Origin of the sequence: Bradyrhizobium sp. 134 (assembly GCF_023074155.1) — a bacterium.
In the GTDB taxonomy this organism is placed as follows: domain Bacteria; phylum Pseudomonadota; class Alphaproteobacteria; order Rhizobiales; family Xanthobacteraceae; genus Bradyrhizobium.
Genome location: NZ_JADPKX010000050.1, coordinates 51,596 through 77,360 on the forward strand (window position 1 = coordinate 51,596; position 25,765 = coordinate 77,360).

A 25,765-nucleotide genomic window follows, 5' to 3' on the forward strand; every position below is an offset into this window, starting at 1 on the left:
TTCAAAAAAATATCAACGCACTCCGTAGCTTGCGAATTCCTGAACAATGTTCGGGTCCATCGCCTTGGCATTGGCGATGTCGAGCGCACCTTCCTGCGCCGAGCCGTTGCGCTGCTTGGCGATCCCGCGTCCGAACAGCGAGGAGGTCAGGCGCGGATTGATCCTCAGGGCGGCCTCGAAATCGGCGATGGCGTTCTTCACCGCCCCCGATTTCAGATTGACGAGCCCCCGGCTGTCCAGCGCGTCGACGAAGTTCGGCCGCAGCCGCAGGGCCTCGTTGCAATCCTTCAGCGCCCCCTGGAGGTCGCCGACCACGGTGCGGGTCCAGCAGCGGTTGTTCAGAGCCTCGACGTCCTTCGGGTTGATCCGCAGCGTCTCGTCAAAATCCTTGATGGCCAGGCTGTAGGCGCCCTTGCTGGCATAGACCTGACCGCGCCGGTAAAGCGCGTTCACGTCATCCGGATTGGCCGCGATCTTGGCGGTCAGCCCCTTGATGGTGGGGTCCTCGGCCAGGACGGCCGCGCTCGGCCCGCTCTCCATGCTCGGAGCGGTCGCGGGATCGGCCGGAATCACAGGCGGAGGCGGCGGTGGTGCCGGTGGCAAGGCAGCCTCGACCTGCGGCTTCGGTGACGGAGCGGGCGCGGCCACTGTGTCGGCCGGTTTCGGCGGCGGAGGCGGTGAAGGTGCGGGCGGGGCCGGCTGCGGGTTGTTGGCGACGACCGGCGGCGGCGCGGGTGGCGGAGTCGTTGTTGGGCGCGACCCACCGGCCCCTGGAATGAACGAGAAATCCTCGGCCAGTGAAGAGGAGATCCACGGTACCTGCTCGCCCCGGGAGGCACGGGTGACGCCCATCTTGGTGCGGTTCAGCGTCTCCTCGGCCATCAGGTCGGGGACGCGGATTTCCTTGAGGAGTTCCTGGACGAACAGGCTGTGCTCGCCGCCGGCGTCCGAGACCACCGAGGCCAGCGCCGCCGAATACATCACCAGCGTGCCGTTCGGCGCGATGACGGGGGTCAGGCCGGCCGAGAAGCTGCGGAACCGGCGCTCGAACGGGTTGCGCCTGGAGGCGTCGACCAGCGCGATCTTGACGCCGGCGCCGCGGGTGTTGAGCTCGCCGAGCACGGTTTCGAGGCTGATGCCGTCGCGCCGCACGTCGGATTCGGTCCAGATCTGCGCATCGATCGGCAGCAAATAGCTCTGCCGCGCGGACTGGATGCCGAAGCCGCTGAAGAACACCAGTGCCACCGACCCCGGCTTGATCTTGCCGTAGAGCTTGTCAAAGGCACGGCGCATGCCGTCACCGGTCAGGTTCTCACCGGTCTCGACGGAAAAGCCGTCGCGCTTGAGCTCGTCGGCGACGTCGCGCGCGTCGTTGAGCGGTTCCTTCAGGGGAGCGTCGGCGTCCGGGTATTTGGCGTTGCCGATAACCAGCGCAAAGCGATCGCCGGCCGCAAGTGACGGAGCGGTCGGGATGAGCGACACGAGCAAGGACAGAACGAAAAGCAGGCGAATTTTCATAATTAGCGCGATCCAGCCAAAAAGGCGCCGTTTCCAGCTTGCGCCGCGGCGACCTTAACTTACGCAATGTGCATTATCAAACCGGGGAAGGGGGGCGTCAACCGCTTGCGGATTCGGCGCGATCGCGACAATTGACCGCGACGCATGGGCATGTTGCGGGGGGAATAAACGGGCGGTCACGATTGCACGCGATGCATTCTGGTTGTCATTGCGGCTGCACGTTAGGGCAGCCATGGCGACAACAATGTGATTGGTCTCACATTGCGGACGGGCCTCCTTCGCAACCTGCGGTGTTTGACCTTTGCGGTGGACGATGGCTTGGTGCGGTCGATCGCCCTGAAGGTGCATCCACAAAAGAGCAAGATCAAAACCATGGGAAACGCCTACGAAATCTACGCCCTGCGCTACGCGACGATGTCGCCGCGCACGCCCAACATGAACTTCCTCGCGCCCGACCCGCATGACAGCGCGGCGCAGGACCTCGACTATTTCGTCTGGCTGATTCGCGGCAACGGCCGCGACATCCTGGTCGATACCGGCTTCAATGCCGAGGAAGCGTCCGCGCGGGCCCGCAAGCTGACGCTCAATCCGGTCGACGCGCTGGAGCGCTTTGGTGTCGCGGCGTCGAGCATTCGCGATATCATCGTGACGCATCTGCATTACGACCACGCCGGCAATCTGGACCGCTTCCCGAACGCGCGCTTCCATATCCAGGAGCGCGAGATGGCCTACGCGACGGGGCGCTGCATGTGCAACGGACTGCTGCGACATCCGTTCTCGGTCGAGCACGTCACGCAGATGGTCCGCCATGTCTATGGCGAGCGCGTCAACTTCTATTCCGGCGACGGCGAGGTCGCGCTCGGCGTCACCGTCCACCGCGTCGGCGGCCATTCCGACGGCCTGCAGGTGGTGAGGGTCGAGACCACCCGCGGACCGGTGGTGCTGGCGTCCGATGCCGCGCATTACTACGCCAATCTCCAGCGCAGGAGCCCATTTCCGATCGTCTACAATGTCGGCGACATGGCGGCTGGATGGGAGACGATCGAGCGTCTCGCGGGCCATCCCGACCGGTTCATTCCCGGCCACGACCCGATCGTGACCGAGATCTATCCGCGCGCCAGCGACCAGGGCGATGTGTGGGCCCTGCATTTGCCGCCGTCGCGGTCGTTTGCAAAGTGATCAATACGCCTGCTTGGCGTCGGCCTCTTCGCTGGTCTGGATCAAATCGAGGCTCTGTTCGATCTTGCCGAGCAGCGTCGATAGCTGTTTTCGCTCCTGCGCGGAGAGGCAGGCGAGGATCTCGTCTTCCCGCCGCAGCAATTGCGGAAACAGCTCCTCGTAGAGCGTGCGGCCTTTCCTCGTCAGTCGCAGGCGGAATTCGCGGCGATCGGCTTCGTTCTCGACGCGCTCAATCAAACCCTGCTGCAGCAGCATGGTCACCGCGCGGCTGATGGTGGATTTGTGCGTGCGGGTGCATTGCGCGACGTACTGCGCGCTGCAGGCATCGTTGCGGAAGCCGAGCGTCGCGATCACGCGCCAGGCCGGGATGTCGAGGCCGTGGCGTTCCTGATATTCGACCGAAAGAGCGGCGCTGACCTCCGCCGCGAGCCGGTTGAGGCGGAACGGCACGAACCTGAACAGGTCGAGCCGTGTTTGTGGCCGCGCTGAGGCCGCATCGGCCTCACGTGTCTTCAGCGCGATGTCGCTGGATGTCCTCGCCAAGGAGAGCGCTCCGAATTCCGGTTGACGGCCGGCCGGCTCCGGTCCAAAATAGTTGCACGTGAGACTATCTAGCAGATCAGTCCTCTTCTGACCAGAGCCGAGGTTAGCGCATGGCGCAGGCCAATACGCATCAGGCCAAAACCCAGTTCGGCTATCGCCGCCACCCCGATCAGGATCGTCCCGGGCAGGGCGCGGCCGAGCATCCCGTGGTGATCGTCGGCGCGGGTCCGGTCGGGCTGTCGCTGGCGATCGACCTTGCCCAGCGCGGCCAGCACGTCGTCCTTCTGGATGATGCCGACCGCATTGGCGAGGGCTCTCGCGCGATCTGCTTCTCGAAACGGTCGCTGGAATATTGGGACCGGCTCGGCGTCGGCGACCGCATGGTCGACAAGGGCGTGGTCTGGAGCGTCGGCCGCATCTTCCACGGCGATCAGCAGCTCTACCAGTTCAATCTGCTGCCGGAGGACGGTCACAAGCGGCCGGCCTTCGTCAATCTCCAGCAATATTACGCAGAGTCCTATCTGGTCGACCGCATCAGCGAGCTGCCCGAGATCAATCTGCGCTGGCGCAACAAGGTGACGGCGCTGGAGCGCCGCAACGATTCCGTCGCGCTGACGATCGAGACGCCGGAGGGCGCCTATCGCCTGCACGCGCAATATGTCGTCGCCTGCGACGGCGCGCGCTCTTCGCTGCGGCAGATGGTGGGCGCCGACTTCGCGGGACAGGTGTTCGAGGACCAGTTCCTGATCGCCGACGTCAAGATGACCGCGGAATTCCCGACCGAGCGCTGGTTCTGGTTCGATCCGCCGTTTCATGCGGGGCGCTCGGCGCTGTTGCACCGACAGCCCGACGATGTCTGGCGCATCGACCTTCAGCTCAATCGCTATGCCGACCCCATCGTCGAGAAGAAGCCCGAGAACGTGCGGCCGCGGATTGCGCGCATGCTCGGCCACGACAAGTTCGAGTTCGAGTGGATCTCGCTCTACAAATTCCAGTGCCGGCGGATGGACCGCTTCGTCCATGGCCGCGTGATTTTTGCGGGCGATTCCGCGCACCAGGTCTCGCCGTTCGGCGCGCGCGGCGCCAATTCGGGACTCGAGGACGCCGAAAACCTCTCCTGGAAACTCGACCGCGTGCTGCGCGGCGCCTCACCCGCGAGCCTGCTCGAGAGTTATCATGTTGAGCGCAGTCTGGCGGCCGACGAGAACATCCGCGAATCCACCCGTTCGACCGACTTCATGGCGCCGAACTCGCATCAGGAAGCGCGGCTGCGCAAGGCAGTGCTGTCGCTGGCCAAGGAAACGGAGTTCGGCAAGCGCATGGTCAATGGCGGGCGGCTCTCGGTGCCGTGCAGCTATGACTCGCCGCTGTCATCGCCCGATGCGGATGCGTGGCGCGGTGGCCCGCTCCCGGGTTGTTCGATGCTCGATGCTCCCGTTACGCCGCGCGCGGGTGAGCAAGCCTATTTGACCGATGCGTTCCGCAAGGGTGGGACTGACTTCACCTTGCTGTCGTTCAGCAATGGCGCGGCGACTGAGGCGCCCGAAGGCGTGAAGGAGATCCGCATCGGCAGTGAGGACGGCCTTGTCGATCCTTCGGGCCTTGTTGCCAAGCGCTACGACGCGGAGCCCGGGGTCGCCTATCTGCTCAGGCCCGATGGCTATGTTGCGGCCCGCTTCCGGCGTCCAACGCGCGAAGCGATCGAGACCGCGCTGTCGCGGTCTCAAGGCTTGAATTGAGGATTCGCATGCCGCTCTCCACCAGCTCCAACTTCGCGCGACCCGACGACGCCTTTCGTGCCATCGTGGAGGCGCATCGTGGCTACACCGACGAGCAAAGCGCCGACTTCGACGCGGCGCTGGTGCTGATCCTCGCCAACCATATCGGCGATATCGACGTGCTGCGCGAGGCGATCGTCCTCGCGAAGCGCCGCATGATCGACGGCCAGCAGCAACAACAGCAACAACAATAACCCCGATACAAGGAACAACTGATGGCGAAGAACTTCGCATCCACCGGCGACCTCTCCGAGAAGAAGATCACCTTCTCCGAGATCGGCACCGATCTCTACGCCTTCACCGCGGAGGGCGATCCGAACACCGCGATCATCGTCGGCGACGACGGCTGCCTGGTGTTCGACGCGCAGTCGACGCCGGCGATGGCCAACAAGGTGATCGAGCGCGTCCGTACCGTCACCGACAAGCCGATCAAATATGTCGTGCTGTCGCATTATCACGCCGTGCGCGTGCTCGGTGCCTCCGCCTACAAGGCGCAGGGCATCGTCGCCTCGCAGGAGACCTATCGCCTGATCGAGGAGCGTGGCCAGCAGGATTGGGATTCCGAGTACGGCCGCTTCCCGCGCCTGTTTCAGGACGCATCGAGCATTCCCGGCCTGACCTGGCCGACGCTGACCTTCGAAGGCGAGATGTCGATCTATCTCGGCAAGCGCGAGGTGCGCCTGATGCAGCTTGGCGCCGGCCACACCTCCGGCGACATCGTCGCCTGGGTGCCCGATGCCGAGGTGATGTTCTCCGGTGACCTGATCGAATACCACTCGGCCTGCTATTGCGGCGACGCGCACTTGCGCGAATGGCCGCTGACGCTGAACGAGATCCGCAACTTCAATCCCAAGGCGATCGCGCCGGGCCGCGGCGATGCGCTCAACGGTGTCGCCACGGTGCGCGAAGCCATCGCGATGACGCGTGACTTCGTCACCTCGCTCTACGGCGCCGCCGAAATCTCGGTCGCCAGGGGCCGCACGCTGAAGGAATCGATGGCCGCGACGCGCGAGGTCATGGATCCGAAATTTTCGAGCTTCGCCATCTACGAGCACTGTCTGCCGTTCAACGTGTCGCGTGCCTTCGACGAGGCCTCGGGAATCGACGACCCCGTGATCTGGACTGACAAGCGCGACCAGGAGATGTGGGCCGCCCTGCAAGGAGGAGGATCATCATGAACATCAATACCTCGCCCGATCAGATCATTCGCAGCACGGCGCAGGTCACGCCGGGCTACATGTCCGGCTTCGGCAACAGTTTTGAGACCGAGGCGCTGCCAGGCGCGTTGCCGATCGGGCGCAACTCGCCGCAGCGCTGTGCCTACGGCCTCTATGCCGAGCAGCTTTCCGGCTCTCCCTTCACCGCGCCGCGCGGCAGCAACGAGCGCTCCTGGCTCTATCGTATTCGCCCGTCGGTGAAACATTCGGGTCGCTTCGAGAAGGCCGACGGCGGTCTGTGGCGCTCGGCACCGTGCCATGAAAACGATCTGCCGATCGCGCAATTGCGCTGGGATCCGGCGCCGATCCCGAAGGAGGACATGACATTCCTCCAGGGCGTGCAGACCATGACGACGGCCGGTGACGTCAACACCCAGGCTGGCATGGCCGCGCATGTTTATCTCATCACCAAGTCGATGGTGGACCAGCACTTCTACAATGCCGACGGCGAGCTGATGTTCGTGCTGCAGCAGGGCAATCTTCGCATCGTCACCGAGTTCGGTCGCATCGATGCCGAGCCCGGTGAGATCGCGGTGATCCCGCGCGGCGTCAAGTTCCGGGTGGAGATTCCGAACGGGCCGGTGCGCGGCTATCTCTGTGAAAACTACGGCGGCGCCTTCACGCTGCCGGAGCGCGGGCCGATCGGCGCCAATTGCCTTGCCAATGCCCGCGACTTCCTGACGCCGGTCGCTCACTACGAGGACAAGGATACGCCGACCGAGCTTTACGTGAAGTGGGGCGGATCGCTGTTCAAGACCACGCTGCCGCATTCGCCGATCGACGTCGTCGCCTGGCACGGCAATTACGCGCCGTACAAATATGATCTGCGTAGTTTCTCGCCGGTCGGCGCGATCGGCTTCGATCATCCCGATCCATCGATCTTCACCGTGCTGACCTCGCCGTCGGAGACCGCGGGCACGGCGAACATCGACTTCGTGATCTTCCCCGAGCGCTGGATGGTCGCCGACAACACCTTCCGCCCGCCGTGGTATCACATGAACATCATGAGCGAGTTCATGGGCCTGATCTACGGCGTCTACGACGCCAAGCCGCAAGGTTTCGTGCCGGGCGGCATGAGCCTGCACAATTGCATGCTGCCGCACGGCCCCGATCGCGATGCCTTCGAGCACGCCAGCAACGGCGAGCTGAAGCCGGTGAAGCTGACCGGCACCATGGCTTTCATGTTCGAGACCCGCTACGCGCAGCGCGTCACCGCGCACGCCGCGAATTCCGCGACATTGCAGGACGACTACGCGGATTGCTGGAAGGGTCTGGAAAAGCGGTTCGATCCGAGCAAGCCGTAGCCTTCTTACCCTCTCCCTTTGTGGGAGAGGGTGGCTCGCCGCATAGCGGCGAGACGGGTGAGGGGTCTCTCTCCCCAATGAGCCTCTCGCAGTATCAATTGTCGATACAACCCCTCATCCGGCGCTTCGCGCCACCTTCTCCCACAAGGGGAGAAGGAAAAAGGACTGGCGAAAAGTGACAACGCACCCCAACGACCCCAGCCTCCGCTCCTTCATCGACGTGGATCCCGCCTCCGATTTCCCGATCCAGAACCTGCCTTACGGCGTGTTCTCGACCGCGGCCAATCCGACTCCCCGCGTCGGCGTGGCGATCGGCAACTACGTGCTCGATCTCTGGGAGCTCGAGCAGGATTCGCGGCTCGACGTCGGCCCGCTCGGCGTGTTCTCGACGCCGTCGCTCAATGCTTTCATGGCGTTGGGGCCAAAGGTCTGGACGAAGACGCGGGCGCGGATCAGCGAGCTCTTGCGCCACGATCATCCAGAACTGCGCGACAACGAGGAGCTGCGCAAGCAGGCTCTGCTGCCGATGCGCGATACGAAACTGCATCTGCCATTCGCAGTCTCCGGCTACACCGATTTCTATTCGTCGAAAGAACACGCCACCAATGTCGGCGTGATGTTCCGTGGCAAGGACAATGCGCTGCAGCCGAACTGGCTCCATATGCCGATCGCCTACAACGGCCGTGCCTCGACCGTCGTGGTCTCCGGCACAAAGGTGAAGCGGCCGCGCGGGCAGCTCAAGCCGCCGAATGTGGAGGCGCCGAGCTTCGGACCGTGCAAGCGGCTCGATTTCGAACTGGAGATGGGCGTCGTGATCGGCCAGCCCTCAGCCATGGGCGGCATGCTCACGGAGCAGCAGGCCGAGGAGATGATTTTCGGCTTCGTGCTGCTCAACGACTGGAGCGCGCGCGATATCCAGCAATGGGAATATGTGCCGCTCGGCCCGTTCCTCGCCAAGGCGTTCGCGACCTCGATCAGCCCGTGGGTGGTGACGCGCGAGGCGCTGGAGCCGTTTCGCCTGAGCGGGCCGGAGCAGGAGCCGGTGCCGCTCGACTACCTCAAGCAGGGCAAGCCGCAGAACTACGAGCTCGAGCTCGACGTCTCCTTGCGTGCCGCTGGGGCCAACGCGCCGGCCGGTATCAGCCGTACCAATTTCAAGTACATGTACTGGTCCTCGGTGCAGCAGCTGATGCACCACGCCTCCTCCGGCTGCGCGATGAATGTCGGAGATCTCCTGGGCAGCGGCACCATTTCCGGCCCGGAGAAGAACCAGCGCGGCAGCCTGCTGGAGATCAGCTGGAACGGCACCGAGCCGGTCGAATTGCCCGGCGGCATCAAGCGGTCATTCCTGGAAGACGGCGACAGCCTCGTCATGCGCGGCTGGTGCCAGGGCGAAGGCTATCGCGTCGGTTTTGGTGAGGTCGAGGGGACGATTCTGGCGGCGGAGTAGGGCGCCGCCGCTTCCACAAACTCCGTCATTGCGAGCGCAGCGAAGCAATCCAGAATCTTTCCGCGGAGGCAGTCTGGATTGCTTCGTCGCAAGGGCTCCTCGCAATGACCTGGAGAGAGTTCACCGCTTCTCCGACGGTACATCCTTGACCCGCGCGCAATGCGCCGCGACGTCCTCCAGGCTGTATTTCAGATGCACCCGCTTGTCCGACGGCGCCTGCTTCGTCGTGCACACGCCTGGTCGCCACTCCTGCGTTGGCCTGATCGGTCGCGGCGCAAAACCTCCGCCGCAGTTCGGGCAGACGTTGGAGAGCTTCGTCTCCACGCAGTCGGCGCAGAACGTGCATTCATAGGAGCAGATCCGCGCATCGGTTGCGTTTGGCGCCAGGTCGCGGTCGCAATATTCGCAGTTCGGTCGAAGCTGGAGGGCCATGGCTCAGTCTCCGCAGATTTGGCGGGGATCATCGCAGATCGCACGCGCAACGCGAATGCCGGATTTCCCTCGATTTCAGCCGGGCTTGATTTCCTTCAGCGGCAGACGCGTGCTTTCCTTCAGCCTGTCGAGCACGATCGATGAGCGCACATGCGCCACGCTCTGGTGCGGCATCAGCACGTCGTTGACGAGATTGGAGAGACCCTTCAGGTCGCGCAACACGGCTTTCAGCACATAGTCGGCGTCGCCCGTGAGCGAATAGGCCTCCTGGATCTCGTCGATTCGATTGACCAGCGTTCGGAAGCGTTTCGAATTGTCTGGTGAGTGGGTCGCCAGCGTCACCTGGATGAAGGCGACCACGCCGAAGCCGAGGGCCTCGCTGGAGAGATCGGCGTGATAGCCTGATATTATCTTCTCCTCCTCCAGCCGCATCCGCCGCCGCGAGCATTGCGAGGCCGAGAGTCCCGCGAGGTCGGCCAGTTCCTGGTTGGTGAGGCGGCCGTCGTCCTGCAGCGCGCCCAGGATCTTGAGGTCGAAGGCATCCACCAAAGTCATGCGCAATTGTCCCGTTTTATGCACAGATCATGCGCAGGATAACCAAATGACGTCCCATTTGCACGCTCATTGCAGGCGGCATGAAGGATAGTTCATGGCAACAGCAATTTGGGAGAGCACCATGGGCCCGTTTCCGCACGATGCACCGCCGGCCACAATTAGCGCCGACAATCCGATGGGCACCGACGGGTTCGAGTTCGTCGAATATGCGCATCCCGATCCGGAACAGTTGCACGCCCTGTTCAAGCTGATGGGCTATGCGGCCGTCGCGCACCACGGAACGAAGAAGATCACGGTCTATCGCCAGGGCGACATCAATTATCTCGTCAACGAGGAGCCCGGCACCCACGGTCACGATTTCGTCGCCGCCCACGGCCCCTGTGCGCCGTCAATGGCGTTTCGCGTCGTCGATGCGAGGAAGGCCTATGACCGCGCGATCTTGCTCGGTGCCGAACCTGCCGATGTGTCTTCCGCGCAGAAGACGCTCGATGTCCCCGCGATCAAGGGCATCGGCGGCAGCCTGCTCTATTTCGTCGATCGCTACGGCGCCAAGGGTTCGGCCTATGACAACGAGTTCGTATGGCTCGGCGCGCGCGATCCGCATCCCGCCGGTGCCGGCCTGTTCTATCTCGATCACCTCACCCACAACGTTCATCGCGGCCGCATGGACGTGTGGACCAGCTTCTACGAGAAGCTCTTCAATTTCCGCCAGATCCGCTTCTTCGACATCGAGGGCCGCGCCTCAGGCCTGTTCTCGCGCGCGCTGACGAGCCCTGACGGCAAGATCCGGATTCCGATCAACGAGGACGCCGGCGATTCCGGCCAGATCGAGGAATATCTCAATATGTATCGCGGCGAAGGCATCCAGCACATCGCCTGCGGCTGCCGCGACATCCACCGCACCATCGAGGACTTGCGCGAAGCGGGCCTGCCCTTCATGCCGGCGCCGCCCGCGACCTATTTCGAGCGGATCGACGCCCGGTTGCCGAAGCATGGCGAGGACGTCGCGCGCCTGCAGAAGAACGGCATCCTGATCGACGGCGAAGGCGTGGTCGACGGCGGTCAGACCAAGGTGCTGCTGCAGATCTTCTCGGCCAATGCGATCGGCCCCATCTTCTTCGAGTTCATCCAGCGCAAGGGCGACGACGGTTTTGGCGAGGGCAATTTCAAGGCGCTGTTCGAATCGATCGAGGAGGACCAGATCCGGCGTGGGGTGCTGAAGGTGGATGCGGCGTAAGTCGCGCACTTTACGTACACTGCCACATCAAAACAGGTGTCGTCCCGGCGAAGGCCGGGACCCATATACCGCGTGATTTATCGATCTGATCGGTGAGGGTACCGAACTCCGAGTCTTCGCCAAACCACTCCCTGTGGTTATGGGTCCCGGCCTTCGCCGGGACGACAGCGGAGGTTGTTGTAACGGCGGGGGTCTACCGCCCCGCCTTCCACGCCTTCGTCACTGCGCCGATCTCCGCTCCTTCCGGCTCGCGCACCGCCGATGGCGTCCGTGAAAAGCGCGGCGCCGGCGCCGGCTGCTTGACGCCGTGGCGCTCGACGAACACCTGTCGGGCGACCATATGCGGATGCTCGGTTGCTTCCGACATGGTCAGCACCGGCGCAAAGCAGATGTCGGTGCCTTCCATGATCTTGCACCAGTCCTCGCGCGTCTTGCTCTTGAACACCGTCTTCAGTTTTTCCTTCAGCGCGGGCCAGGCCTTGCGGTCCATCTGCGCGTCGAAATCGGCGTCGGTCAGGCCGGCGTGCTCGCGCAGCAGCGCGTAGAATTGCGGCTCGATCGAGCCGATTGAGACGAAATGGCCGCAGGCGCATTCATAGACGCCGTAGAAATGTGCGCCGCCGTCGAGGAAGTTCTCGTTGCGGCCTTCGGTCCAGCGGCCGAGCGTGGTCATGTCGAAGAAGAACGACATCAGCGATGCCGCGCCGTCGCACATCGCGGCATCGACGACCTGACCCTTGCCTGACCGCGAGGCCTCCAGCAGCGCCGCAAGCACGCCGACGACGAGGTAGAGCGCGCCGCCGCCGAAATCGCCGACCAAATTGAGCGGCGGCACCGGCGCCTCCTTCGTGCCGATCGCGGCGAGCGCGCCGGTGATGGAGATGTAGTTGATGTCGTGGCCGGCGGCATTGGCGAGCGGGCCTTGCTGGCCCCAGCCAGTCATGCGGCCGTAAACCAGCTTTGGATTGCGCGCGAGCACGACGTCAGGCCCGAGGCCGAGCCGCTCCATGACGCCGGGACGGAAACCCTCGACCAGCGCGTCGGCATTCGCAAGCAGATCCAGCACCTCCGCGATTGCCGTCTTGTCCTTGAGGTCGAGCTCGACCACCTTGCGGCCGCGGCCTGCGACCGACTTCATGCTCTTCCTGGCGCCGACACGATCGAGCGTGACGACTTCGGCGCCCATGTCGGCCAGCAACATGCAGGCGAACGGGCCGGGTCCAATGCCGGCGAATTCGACGATGCGGAAACCTGCGAGCGGACCGGAGGTGCGAACGGAGGAGGTGGGGGCTGATTTGTCGAGCACGTCGTTGTTTCCTCGGGTCGCGGGCGGATGCCGGTTGTTCGGCAATCGCCTCGGACATTCCTCTGCGGGCGAGTTAATTGGCTGATTAACTTTTCTCGCCTTCACGCCAGCGAGGCAAGCGCTTTTCATCCGCACGGCCAAATAAAAACGGCGCGCACCGAAGTGCGCGCCGCGGAAGATTTGTGTTGAGGCGCTAAAGCGCGATCATCAGCGTGCGGCAGCCACCGCGCGCTGCGCCATCACCTTGATGAGGTTGGCGCGGTACTCCGCCGTGCCGTGGATGTCGGCCAGCAGATTGCTCGCCGAGATGCTCACGCCGTCGATCGCCGACGGTGACCAATTCGCCTTCAGCGCCGTTTCGATGGCCGCGACCCGCATCACGCCGCTTTGCGAGGCGCCGGTGGCGGCTACCCGAATCTCGCCCGACTTCGCCTGCGCGACGAACACGCCGGTCAGCGCGAAGCGAGACGCAGGGTGGCGCATCTTTTCGTAGCCTGCCTTCGCCGGAACCGGGAACGACACGGCGGTGATAAGCTCGCCGTCCTCCAGCGCCGTCGTGAACATGCCCTGGAAGAAGTCATCCGCCGTGATCGACCGCTTGTTGGTCTTCACGGTGGCGCCAAGCGCGAGCAGCGCGGCGGGAAAATCCGCCGCGGGATCGTTGTTGGCGATCGAGCCGCCGATCGTGCCGCGATAGCGCACGGCGGGGTCGCCGAGCACCGAGGTGAGATAGGCGATTGCGGGGATCGCCTTCTTCACATCGGCATTCTGCATGATGTCGAAATAGGTCGTGCCGGCCTTGATGGTCAGCACGTCGCTCGAGAGCTCGACGCCCTGCAGCTCCTTGATCTTGCCGAGGTCGATGACGTCGGTCGGGCTGGCGAGGCGTTGCTTCATCACCGGCAGCAGCGTCTGGCCGCCGGCGAGGAACTTTGCTTCGCTGCTCTTGGAAAACAGGGCGACGGCTTCGTCAACCGAGGACGCGCGATGATAAACGGTCTGGTACATCTTCGTTCCTCCCTTAAGCCGCGTGGATCGTGCGCCACACCCTGTCAGGGGTTGCTGGCATTTCCAGATTGTTCTTGCCGATCGCGTCCGTGATCGCATTGATCACGGCCGCAGAGGCGCCGATCGCGCCGGCCTCACCGCAACCCTTGATGCCGAGCGGATTGCCCGGGCACAGCGTCGTGGTGTGGGAGAGGTTGAACGAGGGAACGTCGTCGGCGCGCGGCATGGCGTAGTCCATGAACGAGGCCGTGACCGGCTGTCCGCTGGCGTCGTAGATCGCGTGCTCGAGCAACGCTTGTCCGATGCCTTGCACAAGACCGCCATGGACCTGGCCTTCGACGATCATCGGGTTGATCAGCCGGCCGAAATCGTCGGCCGCGACGAAGTTGACGAAGGAGGTCTTGCCCGTACCGGGATCGACCTCGAGCTCGCAGATATACGTGCCGGCCGGGAAGGTGAAGTTGGTCGGGTCGTAGAAGGCGCTTTCCTTCAGGCCCGGCTCCATCCCGTCAGGCAGATTGTGCGCGGTGTAGGCTGCGAGCGCGACCATCGGGAAGGCGATCGCCTTGTCGGTGCCGGCCACCTTGAACTCGCCGTTCTCGATGACGATGTCGCCTTCCGAGGCTTCCAGCGCATGCGCGGCGATTTTCTTGGCTTTGGATTCCATCTTCTCCATCGCCTTCAGGATCGCGGTGAGGCCGACGGCCGCGGAGCGCGAGCCGTAGGTGCCCATGCCGAACTGCACCTTGTCGGTGTCGCCATGGACGATCGAGACCTGGCTGATGGGAACGCCGAGGCGCTCCGCAACGAGCTGGCAGAACGTGGTCTCGTGACCCTGGCCGTGGCTGTGTGATCCCGTCAGGACCTCGATGGTGCCGACCGGGTTGACGCGGACTTCGGCGGATTCCCAAAGACCGACGCCGGCGCCCAAGCTGCCGACGGCCTTCGACGGCGCGATGCCGCAGGCCTCGATGTAGCAGGACACGCCAATGCCGCGCAGCTTGCCGTCGGCCTTCGCCTTGGCCTTGCGCCCGGCAAAGCCGGCATAGTCGATCGCCTTCATCGCGGCGTCGAGCGAGGCGTTAAAGTCGCCGGTGTCATAAGCCATGATCACCGGCGTCTGGTGCGGGAACTGGGTGATGAAGTTGGTCCGGCGCAGCGCGGCCGGATCGACCTTCAACTGCCGCGCCGCCGTCTCCATCAGACGTTCGATCAGATAGCTTGCCTCGGGGCGGCCGGCGCCGCGGTAGGCGTCGACAGGCGTGGTGTTGGTGTAGACCCCGACAACCTCGGCATGGATCGCCGGGATGTTGTACTGGCCCGATAGCAGCGTCGCGTAGAGATAGGTCGGCACCGAGGACGAGAACAGCGACATGTAGGCGCCGAAATTGGCGTAGGTCTTCACCTTCAATCCGGTGATCTTGTTGTTGGCGTCGAACGCCATCTCGGCATGGGTGACGTGGTCGCGGCCATGCGCATCGGTGAGGAAGGCTTCGGTGCGGTCGCCGGTCCATTTCACGGGACGGCCGACCTTTTTCGAGGCCCACAGCGCCACCATCTCTTCGGGATAGATGAAGATTTTCGAGCCGAAGCCGCCGCCGACATCGGGTGCGATCACGCGCAGCTTGTGCTCGGGGGCGATGTTGTAGAACGCCGACAGCACGAGGCGGGCGACGTGCGGATTCTGCGACGTCGTGTAGAGCGTGAAGTGCTCTTCCGCTGAATCGTAGTCGGCGATCGCGGCGCGCGGCTCCATTGCGTTCGGCGCGAGGCGGTTGTTGGTGACGTCGAGCTTCACCACGTTGGCGGCCTTGGCGAAGGCAGCATCGGTGGCGCCCTCGTCGCCGATCACCCAGTCGTAGACCTGGTTGCCGGGAGCTTCGGGATGCAGCTGTGGCGCGTCGGACTTGATCGCGGCGTGGACGTCGGCGACCGCGGGCAGCTCTTCGTATTTCACGACCACGGCTTCGGCCGCGTCGCGTGCGAGATTTTTGGTTTCGGCGATCACGACCGCGACGGCCTGACCGACGAAGCGCACCGTCTCCGGCGCCATCGCCGGCCATGCGCCCATCTTCATCGGGCTGCCGTCCTTGGAGGTGATGGCCCAGCCGCAGATGAGGTTGCCGACCTTGTCGTCGACGATCTCTTGTCCAGTCAGCACCGCGACCACGCCCGGCATCTTCAGCGCGGCGGAGGAATCGATTCCCTTCACCTTGGCATGCGCGTGCGGGCTGCGGATGAAATGGGCATGGGTCATGCCCTGCAATTTGATGTCGTCGACGTAGCGGCCCTTGCCGGTAATGAAACGCTTGTCTTCCTTGCGCACGACGCTCGCGCCAATGCCTTCAACACCCATGTCTGGTCCTCCCGACCGGAATTTGTCTTGACCGCGCTTTCCCTCGAAAGCAGCGGCGATCGTTCTTATTTCGAGGCGGGCCGCTTACTCGGCCGCCTGCGAGACCTTCATGCGGCCTGCCGCGTCCAGCACGGCTTTGACGATGTTGTGGTAGCCGGTGCAGCGGCAGATATTGCCTTCGAGCTCGTGGCGGACGGTGGCCTCGTCGAGCTGGCCGCCATAGCGGTGCACGATATCGATCGCCGACATGATCATGCCCGGCGTGCAATAGCCGCACTGCAGGCCGTGATTGTCGCGGAAGGCCGCCTGCATGGGGTGCAGCTCGTCGCCCTTGGCGATGCCTTCGATCGTGGTGATGCTGGCGCCGTCGGCCTGTCCCGCCAGCATGGTGCAGGATTTGACCGCCTTGCCGTCCATATGGACGACGCAGGCGCCGCACTGGCTGGTGTCGCAGCCGACGTGGGTTCCGGTGAGGTTGAGGTGGTCGCGCAGCAGCTGAACCAGCAGCGTGCGGTCCTCGACGTCAACGGCAACAGCCTTGCCGTTCACCGTCAGTTTGACTGTAGACACGGTTGAAGTCCTCCCGGGGTCGATTTTGATTGTTTCTAATTAGAGACAGCGACCCGGAACTTTGCAACTACGATTTTGGTCGCCCGCGTCATGGAAAAGTCATTGATCCAGAATGCCCAACATTGGTTGGGGGGGCGAGTCGGCCAGATCGGGTGCGGCGCCGGGGCGCAGCTGGGATGCCAGCCTCTATATCCTTGCGCGGTTCGCCTTTTCAGTTCGCTGGGCTGATAGAGCCTGAACTCTGCGGCCCACCGAATTTACCGCCCCTTATCGATTCTGCCTTAGTTTTGCGCAGCCAGGTCAGGGGGCGGGGCGCCACCGGATCTCGGCTGAATGAAAATGGGGGTGGGAATGTCCGGGCGTATCGCGTCGTCGTCGAAGCGCACAATAATGCCGACCCTCAGGTTCCGCGCCAAGATCATTCTGGGCTTTGCCGCGGTGCTGGTGATCTCCGCCGGCAGCATGGCTTTCTCCTATTTTGGCTTCGAGCGGGTCTCGTCCGGGGTCGGGTCCTACCGCAGCAGCGTCACCGAGGCCGATCTCGCCCGTAATATCGACCGGGAGCTGCTCGCCTATCGCTCGGCGGTCAAATATTTCGTCGTCACCGGCAAGGAGGACGACGCCAAGACGGCGCTGGACGCGGAGACCGGCCTGAAGGGCGCCATCGACCAGGCGGTCAAGAGCGCCAAGAAGCCGGCGCGGCAGGAAAGTCTGGGCAAGCTCTCCAAGGAGTTTTCCAACTTCTCCGCGACCTTCGCAAAAGTCCTCCAGGCCAAGCGTGACAGCACGCTGCTGGTGCAGAACCAGCTCACGCGCAACGCCAACCTCCTGAAATACAAGCTCGACGACATCGGCAACAATGCCTCCGATTCCGAGGCGCAGGCGATCGAGTTCGGAACCAAGCAGGTCAACGCCCAATTCCAGACCGCGAACGCGGCGGCGACCAATTTCGTGCTGACGTCCGACCAGACGATTGCTACCAGCGCGCTGGCGCGGCTGAAATTCGTCGAGAACTCCCTCAACGCAGTCTATTCGATGGACGACAAGATCGTCGCCGGCCTGAAGGATGCCAGAGGATTGCTCGGCGCCTATCGGGAATCGCTGGAAAAACTGATCGCCAACGCCAAGATGATCGACGATCTCGTCACCGAGATGAGCGGTTCGGCCGGCGCGATCCTTCAGGGTGCTACCGCCATGAAGGCGGACCTCGTTGCCGAACAGCAGCGGCTGGAGTCCGAATCGGAAGCGACCATCGCGAAGACCGAGCAACTGGTGCTGATGCTGGCCGTCGGCGGCACGCTGCTCGGCGCGATCCTCGCTTTCCTGCTCGGCACCGGCATTTCGCGTCCGATGATCGCGATGTGCAAGGCGATGCGCGAGCTTGCCGCGGGCAATTTCGACGTCGTGCTGCCGGGCCTGGGCCGCAAGGACGAGATCGGCGAGATGGCCGGCGCTGTCGAGGAATTCAAGGTGCAGGCCGTGGCCAAGGCCGAGCGCGACGCCGCCGCCAACGAAGCTCAGAACAAGGAAGCGAGCGCTGCTCGCCGTTCCGAGCTGATTCGTTTCGCCGACGATTTCGAGAGCGCGGTCGGTGCCATCGTCTCCAACGTCTCGGCTTCCGCCGTGCAGCTGGAATCGGCGGCCTCGACGCTGACCCGCACTGCCGAGACCACGCAGAGCCTGTCGAGCCAGGTCGCCGACGTCTCCGAGCAGGCCTCCAGCAACATGCAGTCGGTCGCGACCGCGACCGAAGAGCTCTCGGCTTCGGTCGAGGAGATCGGCCGCCAGGTGCGCGATTCCAGCCGCATTGCCGAAGCCGCCGTGGTGCAGGCAAAAGAGACCGATAACCGCATCGGCAAGCTCTCGCATGCCGCCCAGCAGATCGGCGAAGTGGTCAAGCTCATCACGGCAATCGCCGAGCAGACCAATCTTCTGGCGCTCAACGCGACCATCGAGGCGGCGCGCGCCGGCGAAGCCGGCCGCGGCTTTGCAGTTGTCGCCAGCGAAGTGAAGTCGCTCGCGAGCCAGACCGCAAAGGCCACCGACGAGATCTCCTCGCACATCACGGGCATGCAAGGCGCCACAGCCGAGTCGGTTGCGGCGATCAAGGAGATCGGCGCGACCATCGGCCAGATCTCGTCGATCTCGACGTCGATTGCGAGCGCAGTGGAGCAGCAAGGCGCAGCGACGCAGGAAATCGCGCGCAGCGTCCAGACCGTCGCACAGGGCACTCAGACCGCTGCCACCGACATCGGCCAGGTCAACCGCGGCGCCGCCGAAACCGGCTCGGCCTCAGAAGAGGTGCTGCACTCGGCCAAGACGCTGTCGTCCGAAAGCACCCGCCTGCGTGCCGAGCTCGACCGCTTCATGGGCAATATCCGGGCGGCGTAGAGGCATTCCCGCCAATGTCGTCCTGGCGAAAGCCAGGACGACGAGACCCTGCGTCACCTAACCGCCGGTTGCGACGCCACAAATTTACCGCCGCTTATCCTTTGCCATTTACCGTGCTCACGCGTCAGGAAGCGGGCTGCTTCCGGGCTGCGCCTGGTTTTCCGCGAATGGAATGGGGTGGGGAATGCCCGTCAAGTCGAAGCCGACCACATCGAAGCTGCTCACCTTGCGTTTTCGCGCAAAAATCATCCTCGGCTTCGTGGCGGTGCTTGCCATCCTCGCCGTCAGCATGGCTTTCGCGTATTTCGGCTTCGAGCGGATCCAGGCCGCCGTGGCCTCCTACCGCTCCAGCGTCGCCGAAGCGGACCTTGCGCGGACGGTCGATCGCGAGCTGATCGCCTACCAGGGGTTGGCGCGGGCCTACACGCTGACCGGCGCGGCGGATGATGAGACCGCCGCCAAAGCGGCCGAAGAGAATTTGAGGGCCGCGATCGCCAGGTCTGCGGCGGCCACCACGGGCGCCGCGCGCCGCGAGCAGGTCGGCAGGCTCGAGGCCGACTTCAAGAGCTTTACCAAGGTGTTCGGCGAGATCATCACGTTGACGCGCGAGAACGGCAAGATCGCGACGGATGAGCTCAACAGCGTCGGCAACAAGATCCGCTTCAAGTTCGACGATCTTGCCGATACCGCGGCATTGGCGGGCCTGAACTCGGTTCAGGGCACGGCCAAGGACATCACATCGCAATACCTTGCGGTTTCCACCTCGGTCAGCGCCTTCGTCGCCAAGCCGGAGCCGAAGACCGCCGACGGCGTGACCGCCCGCATCAAATTCCTGGAGACCTTGCTGGTCTCGATCTATGCCAACGACCAGAAGATCACCGACCGCGTCACCGAGATCAGCAATCTCCTCAAGCAGTACCGCGCCTCCTTTTCGAAGCTGACCGAGAACGTGAAGGTCATCGTCAAGCTGAACGGCGACATGACCAAGACGGCCGCGTCCATTCTCAAGCTCTCGGGTGAGCTGCGGTCGGAGCTGACGGCGGATCAGCAGCGCATCGAGGTGAGCGCCAATGCCACCATCAGCGAGACCGAGCGGACGATGCTGATGATGGCGCTGGGCGGCCTCGCCATTGGCGCCGCGTTGGCCTGGATGCTGGGCAATGGCATTTCGCGTCCGATGATCGCGATGTGCAAGGCGATGCGCGAGCTTGCCGCGGGCAATTTCGACGTCGTGCTGCCGGGCCTGGGGCGCAAGGACGAGATCGGCGAGATGGCCGGCGCGGTCGAAGAATTCAAGGTGCAGGCCGTGGCCAAGGCCGAGCGCGACGCCGCCGCCAACGAGGCCCAGAACAAGGAAGCGAGCGCTGCTCGCCGTTCCGAGCTGATTCGTTTCGCCGACGATTTCGAGAGCGCGGTCGGCGCCATCGTCTCCAACGTCTCGGCTTCCGCCGTGCAGCTGGAATCGGCGGCCTCGACGCTGACCCGCACTGCCGAGACCACGCAGAGCCTGTCGAGCCAGGTCGCCGACGTCTCCGAGCAGGCCTCCAGCAACATGCAGTCGGTCGCGACCGCGACCGAAGAGCTCTCGGCTTCGGTCGAGGAGATCGGCCGCCAGGTGCGCGATTCCAGCCGCATTGCCGAAGCCGCCGTGGTGCAGGCAAAAGAGACCGATAACCGCATCGGCAAGCTCTCGCATGCCGCCCAGCAGATCGGCGAAGTGGTCAAGCTCATCACGGCAATCGCCGAGCAGACCAATCTTCTGGCGCTCAACGCGACCATCGAGGCGGCGCGCGCCGGCGAAGCCGGCCGCGGCTTTGCAGTGGTCGCCAGCGAAGTGAAGTCGCTCGCGAGCCAGACCGCAAAGGCCACCGACGAGATCTCCTCGCACATCACGGGCATGCAAGGCGCCACAGCCGAGTCGGTTGCGGCGATCAAGGAGATCGGCGCGACCATCGGCCAGATCTCGTCGATCTCGACGTCGATTGCGAGCGCAGTGGAGCAGCAAGGCGCAGCGACGCAGGAAATCGCGCGCAGCGTCCAGACCGTCGCACAGGGTACTCAGACCGCCGCCACCGACATCGGCCAAGTCAACCGCGGCGCCGCCGAAACCGGCTCGGCCTCGGAAGAGGTGCTGCACTCGGCCAAGACGCTGTCGTCCGAAAGCACCCGCCTGCGCGCCGAGCTCGACCGCTTCATGGGCAATATCCGGGCGGCGTAGGGGCATCCGCGCCAATGTCGTCCTGGCGAAAGCCAGGACCCTTAGCCCAAGCAGCAGTTATCGGGCGAACTACTCACTCCGAGTCATCGCCAATTGCTCCCTGGGGTAATAGGTCCTGGATCGGCGCTGCGCTTGTCCAGGACGACGTGGCACTCACTCCCTCCCGAATGCCCGCTTCAGCTCCACCTTTGCCCGCTCCAGCCGCGTGCGCTGCGTCTGCGGCAGCGTCTTGCCGGCGCGGTTGATGTAGAACGTCAGCATCGACAGGGCCGAGCGGTAGGCGCCGGTCTTGCGGCGCGCGCTGTGCTCGGCCGAGCGCTTCAACGAGGTCGCGATCTTCTTCGCGCTGGTCAGCTTGAACACGCCTTGTTTGAGGTCGAGCGCGTCGCTCTCCTTCGTCACGCGCTGCGACCAGCGCTTCGGTGCGGCGCGTTTGGTGCTCTTGCGCGCCGCTGTTTTGCGAGAATGTGTCGTCTTTCTGACATGAGCCATGCGTCAACTCCTTGCGGCTCCAGCGAAAACCAGCGGCGCGAACGGTCGTTCCTGCGGGAACCTGCCCTCGCCGCAGACGTTGTCGCAGGTGGCAGGCGGAATGCCGCACCCCCTCGATCGGATCGCCCCCGTCCACGCCACGTGAACCGGGGCCATGTCCATTGGTCAGATGCAACAACGCGATGGAATTGCAGCGAAGCCCAGCGCCGAACGATGGACCTGTGGTCTCCACCGCGACCGCGGCCGATCGCATCATCGAAACCAGCATTCCCGCGCGACTTGATGCGCTGCCGTGGAGCGGCTTTCACACCCGCGTCGTGCTCGCGCTCGGCATCACCTGGATTCTGGATGGCCTCGAGGTGACGCTGGCCGGCGCGCTCTCCGGCGCGCTGAAGCAAAGTCCCACCCTGCATTTTTCCAATCTCGATCTCGGCGTCGCCAATTCCGCCTATCTCGCGGGCGCGGTGCTCGGCGCGCTCGGTTTCGGCTGGCTCACCGACCGCATCGGCCGCAAGAAGCTGTTCTTCATCACGCTCGCGCTCTATCTCTCGGCAACGGCCGCGACCGCTCTGTCATGGAATGTCGCGAGCTACGCGCTGTTTCGCTTCCTCACCGGCGCCGGCATCGGCGGCGAATATACCGCGATCAATTCGACCATCCAGGAACTGGTGCCGGCGCGCTATCGCGGCTGGACCGATCTCGTCATCAACGGCAGCTTCTGGATCGGTGCCGCGATGGGAGCCGTAGCGGCCATCGTGCTGCTCGATCCCGCGGTGATCGGCCCCGATCTCGGCTGGCGTCTCGCTTATCTCATCGGCGCGGCTATCGGCCTCGTCGTGCTCTTGATGCGGATGTGGATTCCGGAGAGTCCGCGCTGGCTGATGATCCACGGCCGTCCCGACCAGGCCCACGCCATCGTCGACGAGATCGAGCGCTCGGTGCTCGGACACGACCAGGATACGAGCGATGGGCGCTTCGCCAAAATCCGCCTGAAAATGCGGAGTCACACGCCGATCCGCGAGGTCGTGCACACGCTGTTCTCGGTCTATCGCCAGCGGGCGATGGTCGGCCTCGTGCTGATGATCGCGCAGGCCTTCTTCTACAACGCCATCTTCTTCACCTTTGCGCTGGTGTTGACCGATTTTTACGGCATCAGCGCCGATCATGTCGGCTGGTATCTGCTTCCGTTCGCCGCCGGCAATTTCCTCGGTCCGCTGCTGCTCGGTCGCCTGTTCGATACGCTCGGCCGCCGGACCATGATCATGTTCACCTATGGGGTGTCGGGCCTGTTGCTGGCGCTGTCGGGTTATCTGTTCTCGATCGGCGCCTTGAGCGCGCAGGGGCAGACCATCGCCTGGATGGTGATCTTCTTCTTTGCCTCGCCGGCCGCGAGCGCCGCCTACCTCACCGTCAGCGAGACTTTCCCCTTGGAGGTCCGCGCGCTGGCGATCGCCGTGTTCTATGCGGTCGGCACCGGCATCGGCGGCGTGATCGGCCCCGCGTTGTTCGGTGCGCTGATCGACACGGGGTCACGCACCAGCGTGTTCGCAGGCTATCTACTGGGGGCATTCCTGATGATCGCAGCCGCGATCGTGGCGTGGCGCTATGCCGTCTCGGCGGAGCGCAAATCGCTCGAAGAAATCGCGCGGCCGCTGGCTTCCATGGAGTAGACTATGAAATCGGAACTGGCTGAATTGGATCAAAAGCGCGCCATGGTCGACGATGAAGCGCCCGATGCGGTGCCGGTGCCTCACGCACTCGTACCGCATCTCAATGAAACAGCGATCCTGCTCGACATCGACGGTACGCTGCTCGACCTGATGCCGACGCCGCGCGAGGTGTGGGTGCCGCCAGGCCTGTCGGAAACACTGAACCGGTTGACGGAGCGCACGTCGGGCGCGCTGGCGATGGTCAGCGGCCGTTCGCTCAACGACATCGACCTGATCTTCGCGCCCGATGTCTTTCGCGCCGTCGCCGGCCACGGCGCGGAAATGCGGCTTTCCATTGACAATGAAGCCGATGCCGTCAGTGCGCCGCCGCTGGACAAGGAGTTGAAGCGGCGGCTCGCGGCGGTTGCCAAGCTCAGTCCCGGCATTCTGCTCGAAGACAAGGGCTATTCGCTGGCGCTGCATTACCGCCTTGCGCCGCATGCGGAGAAGGCGATCTATGAATCCGTTTCACTGATCCGCGCCGACCTGCCCAATGCGCCGATCGAGGTGCTGCCCGGCAAGTTCGTTTGCGAGATCAAGCATTCCGGTTTCACCAAGGCGACCGGCGTGCGCGAGTTGATGAAGCACGAGCCTTTCAAGGGGCGCCGTCCGATCTTCATCGGCGACGACGTCACCGACGAGACCGTGTTCGCGATCATGCCCGACATGAACGGGCTCGCCTTCTCGGTCGGCCGCCGCGCCATGGGTGTCAACGGGCACTTCGATGCCCCGAACGACGTGCGCGCGTTCCTCGCGCGGCTGCTCGACGACTCAAGGTTGGAATAAGGCACGGACATCTCGGAGCCACATATCGCGCGCGTAATTCCCCAGCGCGTCGGCTTCATGCTGCGCGTGTCACGGTTCCAAAGCCGACTTTGTGTAGCGAAATCGTCGGGTTGCCTCGAGGTAAACCGGTTCCAACGCGCGCGCCCGATTTTGGTTTCAATTGGTGCAAAGGATGATCAGGAACCATATTGATGAACGGCAGTTAAATGGGGTGGAATGAAACAGGAGGGGACGACCTGTGAACTTAGTCGTCGTTTCGAATCGCGTCGCGCGCGGCAAGCCCAACGAGCCCATGACGGGCGGTCTCGCGGCGGCGTTATTACCTGTCGTGGAACATTCGGGCGCGATCTGGGTGGGTTCCTCGGGCCGTGTGCGTGATGGTCATCAAAAGGAGCCGTTCGCCGAGATCGAAGCTTTGGGTTCTGGCGCGATCGCGACGCTGGATCTGCCGGCGGCGCACTATGGCGGCTATTACGAAGGCTTTGCCAATTCGGCGCTGTGGCCGGCGCTGCACTCGCGCAGCGATCTGATCCGCGTCTCGCGTGACGACTATGTCAGCTATCGCGAGGTCAACGCCTTCATGGCGCGGGCCTTGATGCGTTTCCGGAAAGCACAAACCGCGTTCTGGGTGCAGGATTACCATTTCCTCGCGCTCGGCGCGGAGCTGCGCGACCTCGGTGTCGACGACCCGATCGGCTTCTTCCTCCATACGCCGTGGCCGGTCGCGGCGGTGATGCAAGGCGTACCCAATCATCGCGAGCTGATCATGGCGATGTTGGCCTACGATCTGATCGGCTTCCAGACCCATGACGATTGCCAGAATTTTCTCGGCTATGTCGCGGGCGAACTCGGCCTCGCCGTCGAAGACGGCGTTGCGATCTCGCAGCATGGCCGAACGCGCTGCGAGGTCTTCCCGATCGGCATCGATGCCGAGAAGTTCGCGCAATATGCGGCGAAGTCGGCTTCGCATCCGGATGTATCGCGGCTGCGCCGCAGCCTGAACGGCGAGCGGCTCGCAATCGGCGTCGATCGGCTCGACTACTCCAAGGGCCTCGTCAACCGCATCAGCGCGTTCGACCGGCTCTGGACCGAGCACCCGCAGTTCTCGCGCAGCATCTCGCTGTTGCAGATCGCAAATCCCTCGCGCGGGGCCATCGAAGCCTATGGCAATCTGCAGAACGAGGTCGCGCGGCTCGTGTCCGACGTCAACGGCCGCCACGGCGAGGCCGACTGGACACCGATCCGCTATCTCAACAAGGGCTTTAGCCAAGCCGTGCTCGCGGGTCTCTACCGCACCGCGCAGATCGGCGTGGTGACGCCGCTGCATGACGGCATGAACCTTGTCGCCAAGGAATACGTCGCCGCGCAAAATCCCGCCGATCCCGGCGTGCTGGTGCTGTCGAAATTCGCCGGCGCGGCCAACGAACTCGACGCCGCCCTGCTGGTCAATCCGCATGACATCGACGGCATGGCGCGCGCGATCGCGGTCGCGGCCGCGATGCCGCTCACCGAGCGCAAGATGCGCTGGGATGCGATGATGAAGAAGCTGCGCGGCCACACCATCCAGCAATGGTCGGCGGATTTCGTTGCCGAGCTGGAGAAGTGCCGGACGGAGAAGGCTGCAGTAGCGCCGCTCGCAGCACAGCCGCCGCAAGCGCTGCGCTGGCTCAAGTCGGCGATATCAGGCGTGCGGTTGATCTAGTCTCCTTCTCCCCG

At 64.0% G+C, this 25,765-nt stretch carries 21 protein-coding genes; 12 read left to right on the forward strand and 9 right to left on the reverse strand.

All coding sequences use genetic code 11. From position 1 onward, the window contains the following. Nucleotides 1-12: 12 nt before the first annotated feature. A complete protein-coding gene (locus tag IVA75_RS20535; protein ID WP_247284773.1) occupies nucleotides 13-1,518 on the reverse strand; it encodes a caspase family protein in 1,506 nt (501 codons plus the stop codon). Between the two features lie 372 nt (nucleotides 1,519-1,890). Here IVA75_RS20535 and IVA75_RS20540 point away from each other — a divergent pair, with 372 nt between their 5' ends. Next, nucleotides 1,891-2,697 carry an N-acyl homoserine lactonase family protein gene (locus tag IVA75_RS20540; protein WP_247284807.1) on the forward strand — a complete coding sequence of 269 codons (807 nt, stop codon included), beginning with the start codon at nucleotides 1,891-1,893 and terminating at the stop codon, nucleotides 2,695-2,697. Here IVA75_RS20540 and IVA75_RS20545 read toward each other — a convergent pair whose 3' ends face one another. Then, a complete protein-coding gene (locus tag IVA75_RS20545) occupies nucleotides 2,698-3,240 on the reverse strand; it encodes a MarR family transcriptional regulator (RefSeq protein WP_247284774.1) in 543 nt (180 codons plus the stop codon). A gap of 110 nt (nucleotides 3,241-3,350) precedes the next feature. Here IVA75_RS20545 and IVA75_RS20550 point away from each other — a divergent pair, with 110 nt between their 5' ends. The 5 genes from IVA75_RS20550 (at nucleotide 3,351) to fahA (ending at nucleotide 8,989) form a co-directional block, all read left to right on the forward strand. Continuing rightward, a complete protein-coding gene (locus IVA75_RS20550; RefSeq protein WP_247284775.1) occupies nucleotides 3,351-4,979 on the forward strand; it encodes an FAD-dependent oxidoreductase in 1,629 nt (542 codons plus the stop codon). Nucleotides 4,980-4,987: 8 nt separating this feature from the next. Next, nucleotides 4,988-5,212: a DUF2783 domain-containing protein gene (locus IVA75_RS20555; RefSeq protein ID WP_247284776.1), complete on the forward strand. Its 225-nt coding sequence runs from the start codon at nucleotides 4,988-4,990 to the stop codon at nucleotides 5,210-5,212. A gap of 21 nt (nucleotides 5,213-5,233) precedes the next feature. Beyond that, nucleotides 5,234-6,196: an MBL fold metallo-hydrolase gene (locus tag IVA75_RS20560; RefSeq protein WP_247284777.1), complete on the forward strand. Its 963-nt coding sequence runs from the start codon at nucleotides 5,234-5,236 to the stop codon at nucleotides 6,194-6,196. Further along, on the forward strand, nucleotides 6,193-7,539 hold the full coding sequence (gene hmgA, locus IVA75_RS20565; protein ID WP_247284778.1) for a homogentisate 1,2-dioxygenase: 1,347 nt from the start codon (nucleotides 6,193-6,195) through the stop codon (nucleotides 7,537-7,539). The genes IVA75_RS20560 and hmgA overlap by 4 nt, the downstream gene beginning before the upstream one ends. A gap of 175 nt (nucleotides 7,540-7,714) precedes the next feature. Further along, on the forward strand, nucleotides 7,715-8,989 hold the full coding sequence (fahA, locus tag IVA75_RS20570; protein ID WP_247284779.1) for a fumarylacetoacetase: 1,275 nt from the start codon (nucleotides 7,715-7,717) through the stop codon (nucleotides 8,987-8,989). Nucleotides 8,990-9,109: 120 nt separating this feature from the next. Here fahA and IVA75_RS20575 read toward each other — a convergent pair whose 3' ends face one another. Together IVA75_RS20575 and IVA75_RS20580 are read right to left on the reverse strand one after the other, a co-directional pair. After that, on the reverse strand, nucleotides 9,110-9,421 hold the full coding sequence (locus IVA75_RS20575; RefSeq protein WP_247284780.1) for a DUF1272 domain-containing protein: 312 nt from the start codon (nucleotides 9,419-9,421) through the stop codon (nucleotides 9,110-9,112). A gap of 75 nt (nucleotides 9,422-9,496) precedes the next feature. Further along, nucleotides 9,497-9,976: an Lrp/AsnC family transcriptional regulator gene (locus IVA75_RS20580; protein ID WP_247284781.1), complete on the reverse strand. Its 480-nt coding sequence runs from the start codon at nucleotides 9,974-9,976 to the stop codon at nucleotides 9,497-9,499. A gap of 121 nt (nucleotides 9,977-10,097) precedes the next feature. Here IVA75_RS20580 and hppD point away from each other — a divergent pair, with 121 nt between their 5' ends. Beyond that, complete coding sequence (gene hppD, locus IVA75_RS20585; protein WP_247284808.1) at nucleotides 10,098-11,213, forward strand: 4-hydroxyphenylpyruvate dioxygenase; 1,116 nt, start codon at nucleotides 10,098-10,100, stop codon at nucleotides 11,211-11,213. Nucleotides 11,214-11,406: 193 nt separating this feature from the next. Here the strand turns inward: hppD and IVA75_RS20590 are convergent, their stop codons facing one another. From IVA75_RS20590 to IVA75_RS20605, 4 genes are all read right to left on the reverse strand, one after another. Continuing rightward, on the reverse strand, nucleotides 11,407-12,519 hold the full coding sequence (locus tag IVA75_RS20590) for a CaiB/BaiF CoA-transferase family protein (protein ID WP_027568327.1): 1,113 nt from the start codon (nucleotides 12,517-12,519) through the stop codon (nucleotides 11,407-11,409). A gap of 207 nt (nucleotides 12,520-12,726) precedes the next feature. After that, nucleotides 12,727-13,527 (reverse strand): xanthine dehydrogenase family protein subunit M, encoded by an 801-nt coding sequence (locus IVA75_RS20595; RefSeq protein WP_247284782.1) that lies wholly within the window; start codon nucleotides 13,525-13,527, stop codon nucleotides 12,727-12,729. A 13-nt stretch (nucleotides 13,528-13,540) separates the two neighbouring features. Continuing rightward, the gene (locus IVA75_RS20600) at nucleotides 13,541-15,883 is read right to left on the reverse strand and encodes a xanthine dehydrogenase family protein molybdopterin-binding subunit (protein WP_247284783.1); all 2,343 of its coding nucleotides are present in this window, start codon (nucleotides 15,881-15,883) and stop codon (nucleotides 13,541-13,543) included. Nucleotides 15,884-15,967: 84 nt separating this feature from the next. Further along, a complete protein-coding gene (locus IVA75_RS20605; RefSeq protein WP_007599059.1) occupies nucleotides 15,968-16,453 on the reverse strand; it encodes a (2Fe-2S)-binding protein in 486 nt (161 codons plus the stop codon). A gap of 351 nt (nucleotides 16,454-16,804) precedes the next feature. Here IVA75_RS20605 and IVA75_RS20610 point away from each other — a divergent pair, with 351 nt between their 5' ends. Together IVA75_RS20610 and IVA75_RS20615 are read left to right on the forward strand one after the other, a co-directional pair. After that, nucleotides 16,805-18,844 carry a methyl-accepting chemotaxis protein gene (locus tag IVA75_RS20610; protein WP_247284784.1) on the forward strand — a complete coding sequence of 680 codons (2,040 nt, stop codon included), beginning with the start codon at nucleotides 16,805-16,807 and terminating at the stop codon, nucleotides 18,842-18,844. 184 nt (nucleotides 18,845-19,028) lie between these two features. Beyond that, nucleotides 19,029-21,062, forward strand: coding sequence for a HAMP domain-containing methyl-accepting chemotaxis protein (locus tag IVA75_RS20615; RefSeq protein ID WP_247284785.1), 2,034 nt, complete (start codon nucleotides 19,029-19,031; stop codon nucleotides 21,060-21,062). Between the two features lie 153 nt (nucleotides 21,063-21,215). Here the strand turns inward: IVA75_RS20615 and IVA75_RS20620 are convergent, their stop codons facing one another. Further along, nucleotides 21,216-21,554 carry a DUF3175 domain-containing protein gene (locus IVA75_RS20620; RefSeq protein ID WP_027568042.1) on the reverse strand — a complete coding sequence of 113 codons (339 nt, stop codon included), beginning with the start codon at nucleotides 21,552-21,554 and terminating at the stop codon, nucleotides 21,216-21,218. Nucleotides 21,555-21,736: 182 nt separating this feature from the next. Between IVA75_RS20620 and IVA75_RS20625 the strand changes: the two genes are divergently transcribed. From IVA75_RS20625 to IVA75_RS20635, 3 genes are all read left to right on the forward strand, one after another. After that, on the forward strand, nucleotides 21,737-23,224 hold the full coding sequence (locus tag IVA75_RS20625; protein WP_027568041.1) for an MFS transporter: 1,488 nt from the start codon (nucleotides 21,737-21,739) through the stop codon (nucleotides 23,222-23,224). Nucleotides 23,225-23,227: 3 nt separating this feature from the next. Beyond that, nucleotides 23,228-24,049 carry a trehalose-phosphatase gene (otsB, locus tag IVA75_RS20630; protein WP_247284786.1) on the forward strand — a complete coding sequence of 274 codons (822 nt, stop codon included), beginning with the start codon at nucleotides 23,228-23,230 and terminating at the stop codon, nucleotides 24,047-24,049. A gap of 238 nt (nucleotides 24,050-24,287) precedes the next feature. Further along, nucleotides 24,288-25,751 (forward strand): trehalose-6-phosphate synthase, encoded by a 1,464-nt coding sequence (locus IVA75_RS20635; protein WP_247284787.1) that lies wholly within the window; start codon nucleotides 24,288-24,290, stop codon nucleotides 25,749-25,751. Nucleotides 25,752-25,765 lie beyond the last annotated feature (14 nt).

Bases quoted from the DNA above. Each gene is read 5' to 3' on its own strand.
- IVA75_RS20600 (WP_247284783.1), bottom strand. From the start codon at position 15,883: ATGGGTGTTGAAGGCATTGGCGCGAGCGTCGTGCGCAAGGAAGACAAG.
- otsB (WP_247284786.1), top strand. From the start codon at position 23,228: ATGAAATCGGAACTGGCTGAATTGGATCAAAAGCGCGCCATGGTCGAC.
- IVA75_RS20560 (WP_247284777.1), top strand. From the start codon at position 5,234: ATGGCGAAGAACTTCGCATCCACCGGCGACCTCTCCGAGAAGAAGATC.
- IVA75_RS20595 (WP_247284782.1), bottom strand. From the start codon at position 13,527: ATGTACCAGACCGTTTATCATCGCGCGTCCTCGGTTGACGAAGCCGTC.
- IVA75_RS20575 (WP_247284780.1), bottom strand. From the start codon at position 9,421: ATGGCCCTCCAGCTTCGACCGAACTGCGAATATTGCGACCGCGACCTG.
- IVA75_RS20580 (WP_247284781.1), bottom strand. From the start codon at position 9,976: ATGACTTTGGTGGATGCCTTCGACCTCAAGATCCTGGGCGCGCTGCAG.
- hmgA (WP_247284778.1), top strand. From the start codon at position 6,193: ATGAACATCAATACCTCGCCCGATCAGATCATTCGCAGCACGGCGCAG.
- IVA75_RS20555 (WP_247284776.1), top strand. From the start codon at position 4,988: ATGCCGCTCTCCACCAGCTCCAACTTCGCGCGACCCGACGACGCCTTT.
- IVA75_RS20615 (WP_247284785.1), top strand. From the start codon at position 19,029: ATGCCCGTCAAGTCGAAGCCGACCACATCGAAGCTGCTCACCTTGCGT.
- IVA75_RS20610 (WP_247284784.1), top strand. From the start codon at position 16,805: ATGTCCGGGCGTATCGCGTCGTCGTCGAAGCGCACAATAATGCCGACC.
- IVA75_RS20540 (WP_247284807.1), top strand. From the start codon at position 1,891: ATGGGAAACGCCTACGAAATCTACGCCCTGCGCTACGCGACGATGTCG.
- IVA75_RS20550 (WP_247284775.1), top strand. From the start codon at position 3,351: ATGGCGCAGGCCAATACGCATCAGGCCAAAACCCAGTTCGGCTATCGC.
- hppD (WP_247284808.1), top strand. From the start codon at position 10,098: ATGGGCCCGTTTCCGCACGATGCACCGCCGGCCACAATTAGCGCCGAC.
- IVA75_RS20625 (WP_027568041.1), top strand. From the start codon at position 21,737: ATGGAATTGCAGCGAAGCCCAGCGCCGAACGATGGACCTGTGGTCTCC.
- IVA75_RS20620 (WP_027568042.1), bottom strand. From the start codon at position 21,554: ATGGCTCATGTCAGAAAGACGACACATTCTCGCAAAACAGCGGCGCGC.
- IVA75_RS20535 (WP_247284773.1), bottom strand. From the start codon at position 1,518: ATGAAAATTCGCCTGCTTTTCGTTCTGTCCTTGCTCGTGTCGCTCATC.